Source organism: Acinetobacter sp. IRS14 (assembly GCF_034650275.1).
Classification (GTDB): Bacteria; Pseudomonadota; Gammaproteobacteria; order Pseudomonadales; family Moraxellaceae; genus Acinetobacter; species Acinetobacter oleivorans.
This window is the reverse complement of sequence record NZ_JAOVFN010000010.1, coordinates 46,045-64,486: the sequence shown is the minus strand read 5'-3', so window position 1 is coordinate 64,486 and position 18,442 is coordinate 46,045. Positions and strand designations below refer to the sequence as shown.

Here is an 18,442-nt window from a genome sequence, read left to right as displayed (position 1 = left end):
GACAATTTTTTAAGAACCGCTTACCCAAAGACCATCTTCCATATGCAAGATTGAATCTGCTGCCTGAGCCAACTGCTCATCATGAGTCACAATAAGCATAGCCATATTGAGCTCTTTCTTAAGATCAGTCAGTAATTCGAAAATACCAACAGCTGTTTTGCGGTCCAAATTACCCGTTGGCTCATCCGCTAAAACTACGGCAGGCTTAGTGACTAAAGCACGAGCCAAAGCAACACGTTGGCGCTCACCACCTGAAAGTTCACCAGGTTTATGATCCATACGGTGAGATAATCCCACTCGGTCTAGTAAATATTCAGCTTGTGCCTTTACCGATTTGTATTGACTATCTGCTCGAAGCATTAAAGGCATTGCCACATTTTCAAGCGCAGAAAACTCAGGTAATAAGTGGTGGAATTGATAAACAAAACCAAGGTATTTGTTACGTTGAAAACCACGTTCGGCTTCACCTAAATTATCAAAACGCTGACCATTTAAGAATACTTGTCCTTGAGTTGGTTGCTCTAGACCACCTAACGCATGAAGCAAAGTACTTTTACCTGAACCACTCGCACCAACAATTGAAACAAACTGCCCAGCTTCAACTTGTAAAGAAAGACCTTTAATGACTTCAACCTTAGATTTACCGTCATCAAAATGTTTATATATTTCTTTCGCTTCTAAAACAATTTTACTCATAGCGCAGTGCCTCGGCAGGTTGAACTTTGGCAGCACGAAGCGCAGGATAGATAGTCGCCAAGAAGCTTAAAAGTAAAGAAACAATCACGATAATCGTCACATCTTGCCATCTTAAATAAGAAGGAAGGTAATGCACGAAGTAAGCATCAAATAGATTTAAGCCCAACACATTGTTAAACCATGAAATGATATCGCTAATGGTTAAAGCTAAAATTACACCTAAAACTGTACCAGCAACTGTACCAATCACACCAATCACGGTGCCTTGCACCATAAAAATTTTAGTGATCATCGATGGCGACGCGCCTAATGTACGTAAAATGGCAATATCTGATTTTTTATCAGTCACAACCATGACTAACGACGAAACAATATTAAATGCTGCAACCACAATGATAAGTACAAGCAATAAACCAACTAGTGTTTTTTCCATTTGAATGGCATTAAACAGGTTGCCATGCGTATAGGTCCAGTTCGTTGCATAGAAATTGCTTGGTAAACTTTTTACCAAGTCATCGGCAACTTGTGGCGCTGCAAAAATATCATCTAGTTTTAAACGAACACCTTGAGCGCCATCAGGTAAGCGTAATAAGGTTGAAGCATCATATAGGGCGATATAACCCACCATAGAGTCGACTTCAGCGCCTACACTAAAAATACCCACCACTTTAAAACGCTTGAAACGAGGTACAACCCCAGCTGGAGATGGCGTTGCTTCAGGTAAAACCAATGTCACACTGTCATTTAGACGTAAGCCCAATGAATCAGCCATATCTTTACCAAGCACAATACCAAACTCACCCTTTTTAAGTGAATCTAGACTCCCGGCAACAATATGATTTTGAATAATAGAAACATTCTTTTCATATTTTGGGTCAATACCCGTCACCATAATACCAGCGACTTGCCCTTGCGCGGTTAACATACCTTGCAATTGGGTAAAAGGTGCAACCCCAGTTACATGTGGATGATGTTCAACTCGTTTTACTAGTTCAGGCCAATCCGTAAGGATTTGTGTAGATGAAACTGTCGCTTGCGGCACCATTCCCAAAACACGGTTTTTCAATTCACGATCGAAACCGTTCATTACAGAAAGTACCGTAATCAACACTGCGACACCTAGTGTCAAACCGACCATCGAAACCAATGCAATAAAAGAAATAAAATGATTACTGCGTCTTGCGCGAGTATATCTCAACCCTATATACAGTGAGATTGGTTTAAACATACCTTCTAAATCCAAGGTGATTGATGGGAAATAGCAGATGCTAATATCAAATTACATTCACATTTACTATTTGGCCATATCGTTAGATGCTGTATTAAGGTTTAAAAATCAGTAAGTTCTGATCTTCCCTTAACAATCCTAATATTATATTGCTGCGCTATTTTCTACTACTTAAGTTAGGAGATCAATTTGATCATGCATTTCGCTACGAATTAGAACAATTTAATGAATAAGCTCAACAAATTACCCAAATCTTCTCCTATTTAGACTTCATATGTTGAGCAAAGTTCCGGTTTGCCTGAATGTCTTTATAGAAATATAAAAAGAGTCCAGACAAGATGATTAAAGCTCCTACAAAAACCATAATCGAAAGTTGTTCATGATTTAAAGCAGCTCCAATCATCATCGCTAACATTGGTGTAATTACTGTCGTTAAAGATAAAGTCGTTGGCTGAATATTTTGTATAAGTTTGAAATAACAAAACATGGCGACTAATGAAGCCATGAGTACCGTATAAATTAGGGCAAATAAAGATTTAGCTTCTGGTAAATGTGTCGGTGCATATTGCCAAATAAATGGAATAAAACAACTAGCAAAAATAGAAGACACTAAAATAGAACCTGTTGCCTGAGCCATCGGCTGGATCTGAGCATTAACTTTCTTAACCCAGAAAATTGAAAAAGAATAAACAAACACACTGATCAGCATAAGGACAATACCAAACGGATGCACATGCTGATTTGCACCGCTCAGACAAATAATCGCTAGCCCACTGACCGCAATTGCCATGCCCAGCCATTGCAGCTTATAAAGTTGTTGACCAAATGCAAACCGACCAATAAGCCCTGCCATAATAGGTGCTAAGCCAAACATAAGTGCAATCATGCCTGAACTTAAATATTGGGTTGCGGCATAAGTAAAAATTTGGGAGCCAATTAAGCTAAAAGAGCCAGCAATATAGCTGTGAATTGCCTGTCGATGAGTCGGAAAAGGTGTTCTTAAAATCAGTAATATGATTACTGCCAAAGGCAATGCAATAAAAAAGCGTAACAACAGTGCCCACATCAGATGTAAATCAGACACACTCCAAACAATAGCCAATGGAGTGGTTGCCCAAATGAACACTAACAATGCATAAGTTAAAGCCAAATTGGTTTGCGATGGCATGTGATGCTCACTTAGCTGTTTTACGTTTTTGCTTTAAAATTGTTTGATCTAATGAACTTGAAAATTCACGCTTATCTCGCTCGGAAATAGGCGGTGGTCCACCAGTTTGCACACCCGCACCACGAAGCGTATCCATGAAATCACGCAGATGTAAACGTGCTTTAACATTTGCAGTTGTATAGACTTCGCCACGTGGATGAATAGCAACGCCCCCTTTCTCGATCACTTGAGCTGCCAGTGGAATATCTTGCGTAATGACAATGTCATTTTCAGTCATACGATCAACTATTTCTTTATCGGCCTGATCTGCACCACTTAAAACTTGTATTGACTTAATACGAACAGACGGTGTAATCCCAACATTTTGATTGGCAACAAAAATAACTTCTAACTGATAACGATCTGATGCACGCAAAATTACTTCACGTAAAATTTTTGGTAAGGCGTCTGCGTCTACCCATAGTTTAAATGGCAGCACGTTATTCTCTATTTCCACTAAAAATCTAAGTCTAACAGATGCTTTTCGAAGGTGAGTAGAAATAAACATTAAACTTATTTTTAATTTCAACATTCAAGTTTTTATAGATGAAGCTTACTTTTAATTTATAAATACAAGCAGCATTTCTCTTTAAATGACTAAATATGTGCTTTTACAAGAGAATTTACACATGATGACTTGAAAAATAGTAAACACCCTCGATTTAATATAACAAGTAATGTGAACCCAACAGCATCGTGCTTATGAAAAATCAAAACAGTCCAGAAGTAATTAAAGTAAATGACCAAAATTTTGGTAGTCATGGCGAACATTGGAATCTATTGACGTCCCATCCTGAAACAGATGTACCAAAATGGTTAGGACTAGCACTTGATGCACCTGTAATGCCGATGGGCTTATGCGAACATGAAGAAGATATGGATCAATCTTTTTGGTTGATTCAAGGCCCACAAAACCAAAAAGTTACAATCAACCAGATTATTGCTGTTGAAAACCAAAAGCCTCGAGCACTCAAAACAGCCTTTCCAAGTTTTGAAAGTCCATATCAATATAATGCAAAAATTGAACGTATCATTACTTGTGACTCTGCGACGCAAGCCGTGTTAAGTTTAAGACTAAATAAAAATACAACTGTTTATGCATTTGATAATTTATTTAGCGTTAACGCTTGTCAATATGACAAAAATCAAAACTATCAAGTTCAATTTAATGCATGGGCTTATGAATTAGAACCGGTACCAGCAGGCGAGAAAATTGTTGTTGATGACCCAGCTTCAATTAAACATCACCGTGCATTAAATGCAATTTTGACTGAACATAATGGTGTTGCTCCTGAAAACTTACAGGAACTCATTAATGAATGGCAGCCAAAAACCCTAGAAGATCAAGGACCTGTAACTGTTGATTTTTCTAAAATGGTTGCATATTTATATGGCGAAAATCTTGGTCAAGAAGATGAAGCATGGTTCCAAGGTAATATTGTTGGCAAAACTTCTATGACATTTATGGAGGCAGAATATACCCTTTATGATGTCACTTTGGTTTTAGAAGATGATCTTCCTGCCATATTAGTGCGCATTGCGACCAAAAACGATTTGTATAAAAACTTTAATATTGGCGAATATATTCGCGGTAATATCTGGATTCAGGCGACTATTTGTGCTAAAAAGGGTGAAACTAATTGAATTTCACTAATATTTTAATAATTAGGTTATTGAATGAAGATTATACCCGAACAAACTACCAGCCTCATTCAATCTAGTAGCCTGCGCGTAAAGGTCGATACTGGTGCGTTTTGCTTTTTTGTATTGGGTATGTTTTTAGCTGCCATATTCATGCACCAACTTGGTTTAGTACCTTTTTAGTTTATAAAATTTATTCAAAAATAAAGCCCTCATTTGAGGGCTTTATTTATTTGATTTGCTTAACCATTACGTTTTGCAAAATCATCCATAAAGCTAATTAAAGCCTGTACGCCTTCTAATGGTACAGCATTATAAATACTTGCACGCATACCACCCACAGAACGGTGTCCAGCTAAATTCAACAAATGGTTTGCTTCCGCTTCTTTTAAGAATTGCTTGTCTAAAGCTTCATCTGCCAAGGTAAACGGTACATTCATAATTGAACGGTTCGGAATTGCAATCGGGTTATTGTAGAAATCGCTTGAATCGATATAACCATATAACAACTGAGCTTTTTCAAGGTTAACTTTATGGATAGCATCTACCCCACCCTGCTCTAACAACCATTCAAATACCAAACCAGACAAGTACCAAGCGTAAGTCGATGGAGTATTTACCATAGAACCATTTTTCGCTTGGTCACCATATTTTAAAATGCTTGGAATTTCTGGTTTAGCTTGATCAAGTAAGTCATCACGAATAATGACAATTGTTAAACCAGCAGGACCAATATTTTTTTGTGCGCCAGCATAAATCAAACCAAATTTGGTCACATCTAATGGAGCAGATAAAATACTTGATGAATAGTCACAAACAAGTGGAGCTTTTACATCAGGAATTCCTGCGAACTGTAAGCCACCAATCGTTTCATTATCCGCATAATGTACATAGGCTGCATCGTCAGATAAATTCCATTCGCTTTGCTCAGAAATTGCGAACTTGCCATCTACTTTAATACCAGCATTTACAACATTAATGTCGCCATAACGTTTAGCTTCTTTTAACGCTTTTTCAGACCAGATGCCCGTATCAATATAATCAGCTTTACTGTTCTTACCTAAAAGGTTTAAAGGAATCGCAGAAAATTGTAATGACGCACCGCCTTGTAAAAACAGTACTTTATAATTTTCTGGAATATTCATTAACTTGCGTAAATCTGCTTCAGCTTTTTCAGCCACAGCAACATAGTCAGCACTACGGTGACTCATTTCCATGATGGATAGACCTTTACCTTGCCAATCCAACAATTCTTGTTGAGCTTTTTCTAAAACGGCAGTAGGTAATGCAGCAGGACCAGCACAGAAATTGTACGCGCGCATGATTTTTCCCTTGTATAAAGTCAAACACAATAAAAATGGCATTTAACCACAGATTGCTTAAGCTTGCAGCAGCTTCTCAAGTAAATATTTCAATGCTGGACTGTATTTAAGTTTATTTTTTCAATTATTGTTGTCGTTATTTCTATACTTTTAATTACTGGCTTCCAAATTTAAAAAGATTTTTAAGCAAAAAGATCAACTTGACTTGTGATTACAATTTCACATACCTTGATAGACATTAGAAAAAATATTGGCTTAGTAAATTCAATAATTAAAGGAGCTAAAATCAAAATGTTTGTATACAAATGTATAATAAACAATATGATAATTGAATTTAATAACAAGAAATTTAAACTATAAGGGATGCCAGAAATTGTTATTTAAAATGCCAGCACATCGATATAGACAGTCTATTTTTCCCTTTTCATTTAAACCTAAACATATTGCTTTGGCTTTAGGCTTTTTTTTCACTAATCATTTATATGCCCAAAGCTTAAGTTATGCAGAAGCAGAACAACAAGCTTTGAAAAGTTCATATAGCACCCAAGCCAACCAAGCATTACAGCAAGCATCTCAATTAGAAGCTGAAGCAGTAAAGGGCCTCGGATTACCTCGAGTTGATTTAAATGTTAGAGCCTATGCTTTTCACAGTGAAACAGATGTACCTCTTGGCTCTTTTAAACAAAAACTTGAGAATGATTTAAGCCAAGGGCTGAATGACAAACTTTCACAGTGGAACAATGTCATTCCATCGGATGTGCTGGGACAAGTTCAAGAAGGCGCCAATCAAACCATACATGACGGTATAAACCGCTTTCCAGATTATGCGAATCTGACCATTGAAGATCAGGTTGTGCGCCCTTCTATTTCAGTCGTTATGCCACTCTATACAGGCGGCTTAACCAGTAGTGCAAAAAAACTAGCAAATATTCAAGCACAGCGTTCAGAGCTTTCAAGCCAGCAACAACAAGATATACAGCGGTTTGAAGTGGTACAAAGTTACTTTAATGTTCAATTACAGCAGCAGCTGGTCGCAAGTAGCTTATTTAACTTTAATGCAATGCAAAAACATTACGGCAATGCCCTAAAGCTCGAACAACAGGGATTTATTAGTAAAGGGCAACGCATGCAATTTGAAGTCGCACGTAATAATGCAGAACGTACTTTACAAAATACTCAAGCCAACTTAAATGCCAGTCGCTTTAGCCTTAATAATCTTTTACATCAACAAAATAATGTAGATTTAAGTACACCTTTATTTGTAAACAACACTCCAAGCCAGTCTCTAGAATCACTTTTAACCAGTTATTCACAAAAATCTAGCCTTGTACAAAAAATGCAGATGGATACTCAACTGGCTAATGTAAATATTCAAGCTCAAGAAGCTGCAAAAAAACCAAGTCTTTTTGCATTTGGTGAATATGCTCTCGATAAAAATGAAAACTGGATTGTCGGTGTAATGGCAAAATACAACTTATTTTCAGGTGTAGATAAAAATAAGAATATTCACGCTGCCGAATTGAAGCGCTATGCCTCTGAACTCATGACTGAGCGAACTAAACAAGAGATTGAAGCTCTTTTGAATAAGTCATATAACGAACTTAACTCTGCTCAACAAAGTCATCAGCTCTTACAAAGAAACGTAAATGCCGCTCAAGAAAACCTACGTATCCAAGAACTTTCTTTCCGTGAAGGAATGGGAACAGCAACCCAAGTAATTGATGCACAAAATGCATTAAGCGCGTTAAAAACTGAAATGGCTTTAAATGCTTATAAATATGTCATGTCACTTGCGACCTTACTACAAAGTCACGGCTCAATTGATGAGTTTAAAGCATACGTTAATCAACCACATACCGACTATATTCGTTAAGGGGAGTATAAAATGAATCAAGACTCAGCTCATTCAGAACAAGATGCTCCTGTTGCGGATACGGCAGAAACCAGCCAAGTTCAAAAAGATGATCAAGTGAGTGATCAGCAAGAATCAAGCACAAATAAGAGTGAATCCAAACCACCTAAAAATTCAAAAATTAAACTGATTATTGGTGTAATCATTATTGCCCTATTAGGTTTAATTATTTTTGGTTTGTGGAAAAGTTATCAACCAAAGCCTATTGAATTACAAGGCCGAGTTGAAGCCGAAACTATTCACGTAAGTACAAAAGTTCCGAGTCGTATTGAAGAAATTTATGTACAAGAAGGCCAGAAAATTTCTAAAGGTCAACCGCTTGTCCGTTTAGTTAGCCCGGAAATAGAAGCTAAAAAGCAACAGGCTTTGGCTACCTTACAATCGGCTTTAGCATTTCAATCTACGGTAGATCGTGGTTCTCAACAAGAGAATATCGATACACTTTATGCCAACTGGCAAAGCACAAAAGCACAAGCAAACCTTGCAAAAACCACTTACCAACGTGGTGAAAATTTATATAGACAAGGTGTCATTTCGCGTCAAAGACGAGATGAAATGCTTGCAGCACAAACTTCTGCTCAAGAATTAAGTGAAGCTTCTTATCAACAATATGCTCGTGCAAAACGTGGCAGTACGAGCCAACAAAAATCTACAGCAGATGCACAGGTTGAAATTGCAAAAGCAGCTGTAGGTGAAGCAAAAGCACTAGAGGAAGAAACACGTTTACTCTCTCCTATTTCAGGTACAGTTTCAAAAACTTATGGCAAACCTTCTGAGTTAGTCGCTATGGGTGTACCTGTTGTCAGCATTTTAGAAGATGATGATTTATGGGTAAGCTTAAACGTGGGTGAAAATCAATATGCCTCTGTTTATAAAAATAAAATCCTTGAAGGATTCATTCCAGCACTTAATCAGAATGTGAATTTTAAAATTAAAAATATAGATGCTGAAGGTGAATTTGCCACCATAAAAACGACTCGCCAAACTGGAGGCTATGATATTCGCAGCTTTAAATTGCATCTTGTGCCTGAGCGTCCAGTGCAAGATTTAAAAGTTGGGATGAGTGTTCTATTTAAAATTAAAGAAGAAAAATAAAGCATGTTTGCAAGTATATTACGTGAACTAAACTATCTAAAAAGCAACAAATGGGATTTGTGTATGGTGACACTCATCCCCGCTTTTATCATTTTTATGTTTAGCAGCATGTTTTACGCAGGTAAAGCTGAACACTTACCGATTGCGATTATTGATCAGGACCAAAGTGAACTCAGCCGTAATATTGAAAAGTATCTTTCTTTAAATCATACAGTAGAGATTAAAACAGTTACGGCAAGCTCCACAGAAGCGGAGCAACTACTCAATGAAACCAAAATATGGGGATATGTTTTCATTCCAGACGGCGCCGAAAAGCGTTTTGTGAAAGCCCAAGATGCTCAAATCAGCATTGCATTTAACCAGTCTTTTTTTAGTGTCGGTAATACAATTTCTTCAGCAATGTTGGTCAGCACCCTCAATGCTTTAGCTGACTACGCAGGTCAGAGTTATCTCGCAAATAATATCCCCTATTTAGATGTACCAACTGCGCATGTCAAAATCTCAACGCTTTATAACCCAAGCATGAGCTATGAGTTTTATTTAGAACCCTTCATGGTTCCAGCCGTATTGCATCTATTGCTATGCTGCTGTGTTGCCTTTGCCATTGGACAAGAACTGAAACGTGGCACATTAACCATTTGGGTAAACCGAGAAAGTTTTATTCAAGGCTTATTAGCTAAAAATTTGCTCTATAGCCTTATTTTTTGTTTCTGGACATGGTTATGGATGTTTTGGCTAGTCGAAATCCGAGGCTGGTTTGTAGCGGGTTCTCTTAGTTTATTGCTATGCGCACAATTCCTACTTTATTTTGCCTATGCTTTGATTAGCAGCACAGTGATTTTAGCAACCAAAAATTTAAGCAAAACTTTTGGCTTTATTGCCGTTTATGGTGGGTCATCTTTAAGTTTTGCAGGCGTTACTCTGCCTTTAAATAATGCACCGATTTTCACTAAGTTTTGGTCACTTATTATTCCCTATACCCCTTATGCCAAACTGCAAACTGAACAATGGGTCATTGGAAGTCCAATTTTCATTTCAATCACTCCATTTTTAATACTTATGGGTTATTGCCTTATTTATTTCTTCTTAAGTTGTCTGCTTCTTAAAAAACTAATTCAGGGAGCAGCACAATGAAAGAGTTTTTAAAGGCATATTTGCAAACTTTTAAAGATATTGTAGGAAACAGTTCAGTTTTCACAACTCTGATTTTATCGGTCATTCTTTATAGTTTTTTTTACCCGACCGCCTATAAAGCTGAGCGGGCTGAATCAATTCCAATCGTGATTGTTGATGAAGAACAAAGCCTCTTAACTTCTCAATTAATCGGTCAAAGTGCAAATAGTCCGCATGTTCATATTGTTACTGTTACAAGCAATTTCTTACAAGCGGAACAAATGGTTCGCGAGCAAAAAGCAGATGGTATTTTGCTTTTGCCAAGTAACTTAACACAGAGCCTACGCCGCGGAGAAACAGGCGGAATTGGCTTATATTTAAGTACAACCAACTTTTTAAAAACTAAAGAAATTGGTTTAGGCTTAGCTACATCCATCGAAGCGACCTTAAAAGAATATGTCGAAAAATTTGGAGAGCGCACTCATTTCCAACCCGCGCTTTCTATTCATCAGGTTCCTTTATTTAACCCCCTTTCAGGCTATGGAAGTTATATTTTTCCGGCTGTTGCATCTTTAATTATCCATCAAACCATTGTGTTAGGTTTAGCGATGCTGATTGCAAGCTACCGTGAACAACACCAAAAAATTACAGCTATTCGCTTCGCTGGAATTTTTGCCAGCCTGTTTACTATTGGTTGTTTAAGCAGTTTTTATCTTTTTGGTTTTACCTTGTGGTTCAACGACTATCCACACGGTGGAAACTTCACTGGTTTACTAGTCGCTGTTCCTATTTTCATTAGTTGTGTGATTGGATTAGGCATGCTGATCGGTTCACTTTTAGATATGCCAGAACGTGCCGGACATATTATTGTGTTTAGCTCTGTACCCTTATTCTTATTAACTGGCGCTGCATGGCCACATCAAGCAATGCCCGAATGGTTACAATGGTTTGCATGGTGTTTACCATCGACACATGGGGTACAAATGTTTGTGCAACTTAACCAGATGGGTGTTCCTTTAGCCACAGTTGTACCAAAACTGATATTTCTTGCGACAATCGGTCTTATTTTTTTAATCTGGGCATATTCACGTTTAAGAGCCTCCAAGTGAAAAGTTTTCTAAACTTGGAGCATAAATTATATTTTTATTTACTATAAAATCTGATAGTTAAAAGTCATTCCTTAAAAACTATTGACCATAAAAATATAAAAAAACCAATAAATTCAAATTATTAATTAGTAACAATTGTCATAAAACCTTAAAAAAACTTTAAGTTGAAATTAAGAAAATTTCTCCATAGTAAAACTGTTTAGTTTTTCAGCAGCCTAAAAGGGTAACTCTGCTACCCTGCTCTATGACGGAATTTGATATGGCAAAGGTATGTTATTGCGCAGATGACTTTGCAATGAATGCAGAGATATCTCATGCAATTATTCAGTTAATTGAAAAAGGGGCTCTTCAAGCGACCTCATGTATGACTCAATCTGAACTCTGGGAAACAGCTGCTGCCAAACTCAAACATTTCTCGAATCAAATTGATATTGGTCTACACTTAAATTTCACTCATGCTTTTACTTCAGGTAATACAGTCTTCTCATTACCTGCACTTATGTTTCGCGCATGGTCATCAAATCTTAACCGTGAATTAATTACCCAATGTATTGAAGAACAATGGGATGCTTTTGTTTCAGTCATGGGAAAGCAACCTGATTTTATTGATGGGCACCAACATATTCATCAATTTCCGTTTATACGGGATATTTTGCTACAGCTTTTAAAAGAGAAAAATTTCACTGGTTGGATACGTAATTTACAACATCCAATTTATCTACCCCACTATCGTTTTAAAACTCATATGCTTTCTGCACTTGGCTCAAATGCCTTAGCAAAGGCATGCCAAACCTACCAGTTTAGCCAAAATGAATATTTCGCTGGTATCTATGACTTTAAACAAACTGATTATGCCGAACTGAATCAATATTGGCTTGCTCAAGCAAAAGACCACTTACTGATTATGTGCCATCCCTCACTTTCTACACCAAGTGAGCAAGACCCAATCCAGCATGCACGTATCCAAGAATACCAATATTTTTCTTCTGATCAGTTCCCTCTTGATTGCCAGAAAAATGGCATCCAACTTACCAGACTAGGGGCAATGCAATGAGCACAAAACCTTTTTTATCCTGCGTTGTTCCCGCTTATAACGAAGCAGAGAATTTAAAGACATTTATTCCAGCTTTAGCAAACAGCTTAAAGCAACAAAATCTTAGCTATGAAATTATTGTGGTCGATGATGGCAGTAAGGACGATACCATTCCGATCTTGCAAACGATGATCGAAGATTATCCTTTAGTTGTGCTGGAATTATCACGAAATTTTGGTAAGGAAGCTGCTTTAAGCGCAGGTTTAGACCATGTAAATGGTGAAGTTGCGCTTCTCATTGATGCTGACTTTCAACATCCTTTTGAAGCAATACCGACCATGATTAACCTTTGGAAAAATGGTTATGACATGGTTTATGGCATTCGTAATCGTACTACTGAATCATGGCTAAAACGGACTCTAACCCAAGGTTACTACCGTATTCTAAACTTAAGCTCTCCTATTGATATTCCCGAAAATGCTGGTGATTTCAGACTTCTTGACGCAAAAGTTGTTGAAGCAATTAAACAATTACCAGAAAAAAATCGCTATATGAAAGGCCTTTATGCATGGGTCGGTTTTAAAAGTATCGGGATCAATTTCTCTGAGCAAGATCGTCAACATGGTCGTTCTAGTTTTAACGTGAAGTCATTATTCAATTTGGCAATGTCTGGTTTAACTGGGTTTTCAGATTTACCTTTGCGAATTTGTATTTATCTAGGTGCCCTATTGGCTTTAGGTGCTATGAGTTACGGTGTTTGGATCATTATTAAAACCCTGATTGAAGGAATTTCTGTACCGGGTTGGGCAACTCTTGCAGCAGGTATGACGCTATTAGGCGGCATTCAATTGTTATTCATTGGAATTTTAGGTGAATACATTGGCCGAATTTATGCAGAAGTTAAAAATCGACCTAAATATATTGTTTCAACCGAACATTCTCGTATTAAGCAAGAACACCCAATCACTCACTCAGAAAATACGTTCTCTAGTTTCTAATGTTTGCACATATTTTTCAGCTCGCGCGGTTTACCACGACTGGGGCCGCGGCGGCACTTACGCACTACAGTATTGTCATGCTCTTGTTTAAACGAAACATTGCATTGCAGTATGCCAATTTAGTCGCCTTTCTGCTTGCCTATTGGGTGAGCTATTTTGGGCATCGTATTTTTACTTTTAAAGCCCAGCATATTTCTCATCGACACACACTACCCAAATTTACGTTAGTCGCTGGATTAGGTTTTTTATTCAATGAGAGTTTTCTCTTACTTTCTAATCTTTACTTCAGCGCCCCTGTTTCAACATTGGTTTGTGTAGCTATTGTCCTGACTTCAATTGTGACTTTCTTGCTTAACCGTTTTTTTGCATTTCAACATTAAGGATTATGTATGCAGCAATGGCTTCGTAGTTCCAAATTCTTATTAATATTTTTGCCGATTTGGCTGTTTGTTTTGTCTTGGATAAGACCCCTCTCTGTGCCAGATGAAGGACGCTACGGAGATATTAGTCGATCTATGTTTGAGTCGGGGGATTGGTTAATTCCCCGTATCAATAGCTTGCCATTTATGCATAAGCCCCCTCTATTACACTGGTTAAGTTCTATATTTATGGAACTTTTCGGTATGCATATTTGGGTATTGAGGTTCGTTCCCGTACTAGCAGCTACACTCATGCTCGTCAGTCTATTCTTATTCGTTAGAAAGCACATTTCAGAACGTGTAGCACAACTTACTGCCATTATTTTAGGCACCAATTTACTGTTTTTTGGTAGTAGTGAATATATTAACCATGACCTACTGCTTGCTTCATGGATTACCGTCAGTGTTTTATGTTTTGTTGATTTCACAATTTCAGCACGTAAATCTATTTTATTTTTAGGATATTTTGCAGGTGCGGCTGCGTTCTTAAGTAAAGGCCTGATTGGTGTGTTAATTCCCGGTATGATTCTCTTACCGTGGTTGCTTTACACCAAACAATGGAAAAAAATTCCTTCATTACTTAACCCTTTGGGGATTCTGTTATTTATATTACTGGTTAGTCCATGGCTCTATGCAGTCCAACTTAAATATCCTCAATTTTTGCATTATTTCTTTATCGACCAACAATTTAGTCGATTTAGCTCAAAAGAGTTTAATAATAAGCAACCATGGTGTTTCTATCTGATTATTTTAATGTTCAGCTTTTTACCATGGATTCTGTCGAGTAGATTTGGATCTATTAAAGCCGTATTTCAAAATTACAAGAAGTCCGCTTTACTAGCCCTGCTTATATGGTGGTTTATTTCTGTTACGGTTTTCTTCTCTATTCCGCCTTCTAAGCTAGCTGGCTATATTTTACCAGCTGTGCCCCCACTCGCTGTTTTCTTGGCTCTTGTTATCAACCAAGTACTTGAAAGTGACTATAAAACCAAATTACAGGTTTGGGGTTTACCTATATTTATTATACTTGTCGGAATAGGTATTGCTGCTACACCGCATTTCATGCGTGCACATCAACCTTTTTTCCAAAACCAAGCGGTATTTATTTATATCATTGGCACGCTATTGGTTATGCTTCCACTGGCTTTAGTCTGGTTATATAAAAAGCAGAAATTAAACTATTTGAACTATATTTTTATCAGTTTAATTGTTCTGTGTAGTTCAATCCCATTTGCCGTTCGTATTTTAGATACTAAAAATAATGTGGGACAAACGAGTTTTTCTGAATATATGACACCATCAACAAAAATAGTTTTCTACAATTACTATTTCTATGATGTGCCTTTCCTTTTACAGCTAAAACAACCTGTATATATTGTGAATCAATGGGATACAGTACACTCAGATAGTGCTTCTTTAGAAATTAAAGATGGTTTATTGTTTGAACCACAACGCAAAAAATACTTATGGAGTGAGCAACAGCTTCAAGATGCTTTAACGCAAAAGCAAGATTTGATTGTCGTAAGTCAGCCTAATAATTTTGCAACTAAAGATCCATCTGTTAAAACACTCCATTATCGAAATTATGATGTATTTATCTTCCACTCAAACAAATAAATAACCCAATAAAAAAGGAAGCTCATGCTTCCTTTTTTTATTTAATTAAGACTTACTCTTCTGACACATCGTCATTCGTAGAAACTGCATCTTCGCCATCTACTTCTGAAGTATCAACTTCTCCTTCGAGAAACTCTTCTTCATCTTCGACAGCTTCAATAGACACAACGCCCACTAAAGTTTCTTCTTCGCTTAAACGAATCAGACGAACACCTTGTGCATTACGACCAGTCATTGCAACTTCAGCAGCACGCGTACGAACTAATGTACCGCCATCAGAAATAAGCAACAGCTCTTTGCTTTCATCAATAGATACTGCACCTACAAGCTCACCATTACGTTCACTTGTCTTAATCGCAATAACGCCCTTACCACCACGTTTTTTGGTTGGGAAGTCATTTACAGGAGTACGTTTACCATAACCATTGGCACTCGCACACAACACTTCGCCCGTTTCAGGAACAACAACAAGCGATACGATACGACTTACTACATTTAAATCTGCTGAATCTTCATTATCATCAGATTCATCATTTTCAACTTCGGCATCTTCTTCACTTAAAGTGCTGCTTGCAAAGCTAACACGCATACCACGGACGCCTTTAGCAGTACGACCCATTGAACGCACGTCAGTTTCTGCAAAACGAATTGCCTTACCTTCATTCGAGAACAACATGATTTGCTGATTACCATCAGTAATCGCAACACCAATCAAGGTATCTTCTTCATTCAATTCAATTGCGCGTAAACCATTTGAACGAATGTTAGCAAACTGCTCCAAATCAACACGTTTAACCGTACCCGAAGCTGTCGCCATAAATACATAATGGTTTTCTGGGAACTCAGTTAACGGCAAGATAGCTGTTACTGTTTCATTCGCATCTAAAGGTAACAAGTTTACAATCGGACGGCCTTTAGCACCACGTGATGCTTGAGGCACTTCAAATACGCGAAGACGATACACTTTACCTACGTTAGTAAAGCAGAGTACAGTCGCATGGTTTGAAGCCACAATCAGATGTTGAATAAAGTCATCATCTTTCATTGAGGTTGCAGACTTACCACGTCCACCACGGCGCTGAGCCTGATAGTCTGAAAGTGGTTGAGTTTTTGCATAACCTGTTTGTGAAACCGTTAATACAACTTGTTCTTCAGGAATTAAATCTTCACGGCTAAAATCAATACGTGATTCAATAATTTCTGTACGACGACCATCACCATACTGTTGTAGTACTTGCGCTAATTCTTCACGAATTACAGCCATCAATAAATTGAAATCATTAAGAATTGCCGTAAGTTCAGCAATTTGACCTAAAATTTCAGTATATTCTGCATGTAATTTGTCTTGCTCAAGACCCGTTAAACGATGTAAACGCAATTCTAAAATTGCACCCACTTGCGTTGGTGATAAACGGTAAATTGATTCAGTTAGACCAAATGGACGATCTGGGTTTTCACCTTCGATTTCATCTGGGCGAACAGAAATAGCGCCAGCTTTTTCAAGTAAAGAAATAACGCCACCACCAGCCCACTCACCCGCTAGCAAACGCTCGCGCGCTTCGGCTGGGTTAGCTGAAGTTTTGATGGTTTCAATAATTTCATCAATATTGGCTAAAGCAACAGTTAAGCCTTCTAAGATATGACCACGTTCACGTGCTTTACGCAATTCGAACATGGTACGGCGTGTCACTACTTCTTGGCGGTGACGAATAAATGCCGCAATAATATCTTTCAGATTCATCAATTTTGGTTGTCCGTTATCAAGACAAACCATGTTGATGCTGAATGAGTTTTCAAGCTGTGTATTTAAGAATAAGTTATTTACAACGACTTCTGCGTTTTCACCACGTTTCAAGTCAATCGCAATACGCATACCATCTTTGTCAGACTCATCACGAAGCTCTGAAATACCTTCAAGTTTTTTCTCTTTAACTAACTCGGCAATACGTTCAATAACTCTTGCCTTGTTGACTTGATATGGAATTTCAGTAAAGACGATGGTTGTACGGCTTGTCTTTTCATCTTCTTCGAAATGGTATTTACCACGAATGTGCAGTCGGCCTTTACCTGTACGGTAAGCATCAACAATGCCTGATTTACCGTAAATAATACCGCCTGTAGGGAAATCAGGACCTGTAATGTATTCCATCAACCCTTCAATCGAGATATTCGGATTGTCAGCATAAGCTAAGCATGCATTCACAACTTCTGTCATGTTATGCGGTGCCATGTTAGTTGCCATACCTACGGCAATACCAGCAGCGCCATTAATTAACAAGTTAGGAACACGTGTTGGAAGCACCTGAGGAATACGCTCAGATCCGTCGTAGTTATCTTCCCAGTCAACTGTGTCTTTTTCTAGATCTGCAAGAAGCTCGTGCGCTAACTTAGTCATACGGACTTCGGTATAACGCATTGCAGCCGCGCTATCACCATCGATTGAACCGAAGTTACCCTGACCATCTACCAATAAATAACGTAAGCTAAAATCCTGAGCCATACGTACAATAGTTTCATAAACAGCTGAGTCACCATGAGGGTGATATTTACCGATTACGTCCCCAACAACACGTGCAGATTTCTTGTAGGCTTTGTTATAGTCATTGCCTAATTCGTGCATGGCAAATAGCACACGACGGTGAACAGGTTTCAGACCGTCTCTCACATCCGGCAATGCACGAGATACGATTACACTCATTGCGTAATCTAAATATGAATGCTTGAGTTCATCCTCAATGGCAATCGGTCGGATTTCCGATACGCTCATGCATACTCCTTCTTACAGATAGAAATTTCCATCTGCTAATATGTCTTGATCTTGCAAAAAATTTAGTTCTGAAAACTGAACTAAAATCGAAAAAAATATAGCTGTATAGTATAGCACAAACTGCTCGTTAACTGGGAGTTTAGCAATCTGAAAATAGCATTTTTTTACAATAAAAATTTCATTAGAATTAATAAGTTAAAATTAGAGAATTCTAGTTTTAAATGTATTTCTTAAAACTCAACAGTTCGACCAAAATATAGACAACACAAAAGTGCTCTCTTTAGA

General features: G+C 37.7%; 16 protein-coding genes and 1 pseudogene. 11 read left to right on the top strand and 6 right to left on the bottom strand.

Annotated features, from left to right (window positions below):
- Positions 1 to 9: 9 nt before the first annotated feature.
- Positions 10 to 696 (bottom strand): lipoprotein-releasing ABC transporter ATP-binding protein LolD, encoded by a 687-nt coding sequence (gene lolD / locus ODQ17_RS11205; protein WP_005307591.1) that lies wholly within the window; start codon positions 694 to 696, stop codon positions 10 to 12.
- Positions 689 to 1,924: a lipoprotein-releasing ABC transporter permease subunit gene (locus tag ODQ17_RS11200; protein WP_004790618.1), complete on the bottom strand. Its 1,236-nt coding sequence runs from the start codon at positions 1,922 to 1,924 to the stop codon at positions 689 to 691. Before ODQ17_RS11200 ends, lolD begins: the two co-directional genes overlap by 8 nt.
- A gap of 149 nt (positions 1,925 to 2,073) precedes the next feature.
- Between ODQ17_RS11200 and ODQ17_RS11195 the strand changes: the two are divergent.
- Positions 2,074 to 2,154, top strand: a pseudogene (locus ODQ17_RS11195) (PilZ domain-containing protein); the annotation flags it as partial.
- A 29-nt stretch (positions 2,155 to 2,183) separates the two neighbouring features.
- Here the strand turns inward: ODQ17_RS11195 and ODQ17_RS11190 are convergent.
- Both ODQ17_RS11190 and ODQ17_RS11185 read right to left on the bottom strand, forming a co-directional pair.
- Positions 2,184 to 3,092: a DMT family transporter gene (locus ODQ17_RS11190; protein ID WP_144732157.1), complete on the bottom strand. Its 909-nt coding sequence runs from the start codon at positions 3,090 to 3,092 to the stop codon at positions 2,184 to 2,186.
- Positions 3,093 to 3,099: 7 nt separating this feature from the next.
- Positions 3,100 to 3,588, bottom strand: a complete 489-nt coding sequence (locus ODQ17_RS11185) for a YaiI/YqxD family protein (RefSeq protein WP_014207405.1) — start codon at positions 3,586 to 3,588, stop codon at positions 3,100 to 3,102.
- 245 nt (positions 3,589 to 3,833) lie between these two features.
- Here ODQ17_RS11185 and ODQ17_RS11180 point away from each other — a divergent pair, with 245 nt between their 5' ends.
- Positions 3,834 to 4,775 carry a hypothetical protein gene (locus ODQ17_RS11180; RefSeq protein ID WP_322903670.1) on the top strand — a complete coding sequence of 314 codons (942 nt, stop codon included), beginning with the start codon at positions 3,834 to 3,836 and terminating at the stop codon, positions 4,773 to 4,775.
- Between the two features lie 33 nt (positions 4,776 to 4,808).
- A complete protein-coding gene (locus ODQ17_RS11175; protein WP_004790612.1) occupies positions 4,809 to 4,955 on the top strand; it encodes a hypothetical protein in 147 nt (48 codons plus the stop codon).
- Positions 4,956 to 5,014: 59 nt separating this feature from the next.
- Here the strand turns inward: ODQ17_RS11175 and serC are convergent, their stop codons facing one another.
- Complete coding sequence (serC, locus tag ODQ17_RS11170; RefSeq protein ID WP_005307603.1) at positions 5,015 to 6,094, bottom strand: 3-phosphoserine/phosphohydroxythreonine transaminase; 1,080 nt, start codon at positions 6,092 to 6,094, stop codon at positions 5,015 to 5,017.
- Between the two features lie 385 nt (positions 6,095 to 6,479).
- Between serC and ODQ17_RS11165 the strand changes: the two genes are divergently transcribed.
- The 8 genes from ODQ17_RS11165 to ODQ17_RS11130 all read left to right on the top strand — a co-directional run bounded on the left by ODQ17_RS11165 (position 6,480) and on the right by ODQ17_RS11130 (position 15,390).
- Positions 6,480 to 7,967, top strand: coding sequence for a TolC family protein (locus ODQ17_RS11165; RefSeq protein WP_322903666.1), 1,488 nt, complete (start codon positions 6,480 to 6,482; stop codon positions 7,965 to 7,967).
- Between the two features lie 12 nt (positions 7,968 to 7,979).
- Complete coding sequence (locus ODQ17_RS11160) at positions 7,980 to 9,101, top strand: HlyD family secretion protein (RefSeq protein WP_322903665.1); 1,122 nt, start codon at positions 7,980 to 7,982, stop codon at positions 9,099 to 9,101.
- 3 nt (positions 9,102 to 9,104) lie between these two features.
- Complete coding sequence (locus tag ODQ17_RS11155; RefSeq protein WP_322903663.1) at positions 9,105 to 10,235, top strand: ABC transporter permease; 1,131 nt, start codon at positions 9,105 to 9,107, stop codon at positions 10,233 to 10,235.
- The gene (locus ODQ17_RS11150) at positions 10,232 to 11,323 is read left to right on the top strand and encodes an A1S_2622 family ABC transporter permease subunit (protein WP_322903661.1); all 1,092 of its coding nucleotides are present in this window, start codon (positions 10,232 to 10,234) and stop codon (positions 11,321 to 11,323) included. The genes ODQ17_RS11155 and ODQ17_RS11150 overlap by 4 nt, the downstream gene beginning before the upstream one ends.
- A gap of 259 nt (positions 11,324 to 11,582) precedes the next feature.
- Complete coding sequence (locus ODQ17_RS11145; RefSeq protein WP_322903659.1) at positions 11,583 to 12,377, top strand: ChbG/HpnK family deacetylase; 795 nt, start codon at positions 11,583 to 11,585, stop codon at positions 12,375 to 12,377.
- Positions 12,374 to 13,354: a glycosyltransferase family 2 protein gene (locus ODQ17_RS11140; RefSeq protein WP_005307620.1), complete on the top strand. Its 981-nt coding sequence runs from the start codon at positions 12,374 to 12,376 to the stop codon at positions 13,352 to 13,354. The genes ODQ17_RS11145 and ODQ17_RS11140 overlap by 4 nt, the downstream gene beginning before the upstream one ends.
- The gene (locus tag ODQ17_RS11135) at positions 13,354 to 13,734 is read left to right on the top strand and encodes a GtrA family protein (RefSeq protein ID WP_005307623.1); all 381 of its coding nucleotides are present in this window, start codon (positions 13,354 to 13,356) and stop codon (positions 13,732 to 13,734) included. Before ODQ17_RS11140 ends, ODQ17_RS11135 begins: the two co-directional genes overlap by 1 nt.
- A 9-nt stretch (positions 13,735 to 13,743) precedes the next feature.
- Positions 13,744 to 15,390, top strand: coding sequence for an ArnT family glycosyltransferase (locus tag ODQ17_RS11130; protein ID WP_322903654.1), 1,647 nt, complete (start codon positions 13,744 to 13,746; stop codon positions 15,388 to 15,390).
- Between the two features lie 52 nt (positions 15,391 to 15,442).
- Here ODQ17_RS11130 and gyrA read toward each other — a convergent pair whose 3' ends face one another.
- A complete protein-coding gene (gene gyrA, locus ODQ17_RS11125) occupies positions 15,443 to 18,157 on the bottom strand; it encodes a DNA gyrase subunit A (RefSeq protein WP_322903652.1) in 2,715 nt (904 codons plus the stop codon).
- Positions 18,158 to 18,442 lie beyond the last annotated feature (285 nt).

What these genes read in the sequence shown, in the direction of transcription:
- ODQ17_RS11180 (WP_322903670.1), top strand. Translation starts at nt 3,834, where the DNA reads ATGAAAAATCAAAACAGTCCAGAAGTAATTAAAGTAAATGACCAAAAT.
- gyrA (WP_322903652.1), bottom strand. Translation starts at nt 18,157, where the DNA reads ATGAGCGTATCGGAAATCCGACCGATTGCCATTGAGGATGAACTCAAG.
- ODQ17_RS11155 (WP_322903663.1), top strand. Translation starts at nt 9,105, where the DNA reads ATGTTTGCAAGTATATTACGTGAACTAAACTATCTAAAAAGCAACAAA.
- ODQ17_RS11145 (WP_322903659.1), top strand. Translation starts at nt 11,583, where the DNA reads ATGGCAAAGGTATGTTATTGCGCAGATGACTTTGCAATGAATGCAGAG.
- ODQ17_RS11160 (WP_322903665.1), top strand. Translation starts at nt 7,980, where the DNA reads ATGAATCAAGACTCAGCTCATTCAGAACAAGATGCTCCTGTTGCGGAT.
- ODQ17_RS11200 (WP_004790618.1), bottom strand. Translation starts at nt 1,924, where the DNA reads ATGTTTAAACCAATCTCACTGTATATAGGGTTGAGATATACTCGCGCA.
- ODQ17_RS11150 (WP_322903661.1), top strand. Translation starts at nt 10,232, where the DNA reads ATGAAAGAGTTTTTAAAGGCATATTTGCAAACTTTTAAAGATATTGTA.
- ODQ17_RS11175 (WP_004790612.1), top strand. Translation starts at nt 4,809, where the DNA reads ATGAAGATTATACCCGAACAAACTACCAGCCTCATTCAATCTAGTAGC.
- ODQ17_RS11190 (WP_144732157.1), bottom strand. Translation starts at nt 3,092, where the DNA reads ATGCCATCGCAAACCAATTTGGCTTTAACTTATGCATTGTTAGTGTTC.
- ODQ17_RS11140 (WP_005307620.1), top strand. Translation starts at nt 12,374, where the DNA reads ATGAGCACAAAACCTTTTTTATCCTGCGTTGTTCCCGCTTATAACGAA.
- serC (WP_005307603.1), bottom strand. Translation starts at nt 6,094, where the DNA reads ATGCGCGCGTACAATTTCTGTGCTGGTCCTGCTGCATTACCTACTGCC.
- ODQ17_RS11135 (WP_005307623.1), top strand. Translation starts at nt 13,354, where the DNA reads ATGTTTGCACATATTTTTCAGCTCGCGCGGTTTACCACGACTGGGGCC.
- lolD (WP_005307591.1), bottom strand. Translation starts at nt 696, where the DNA reads ATGAGTAAAATTGTTTTAGAAGCGAAAGAAATATATAAACATTTTGAT.
- ODQ17_RS11130 (WP_322903654.1), top strand. Translation starts at nt 13,744, where the DNA reads ATGCAGCAATGGCTTCGTAGTTCCAAATTCTTATTAATATTTTTGCCG.
- ODQ17_RS11165 (WP_322903666.1), top strand. Translation starts at nt 6,480, where the DNA reads ATGCCAGCACATCGATATAGACAGTCTATTTTTCCCTTTTCATTTAAA.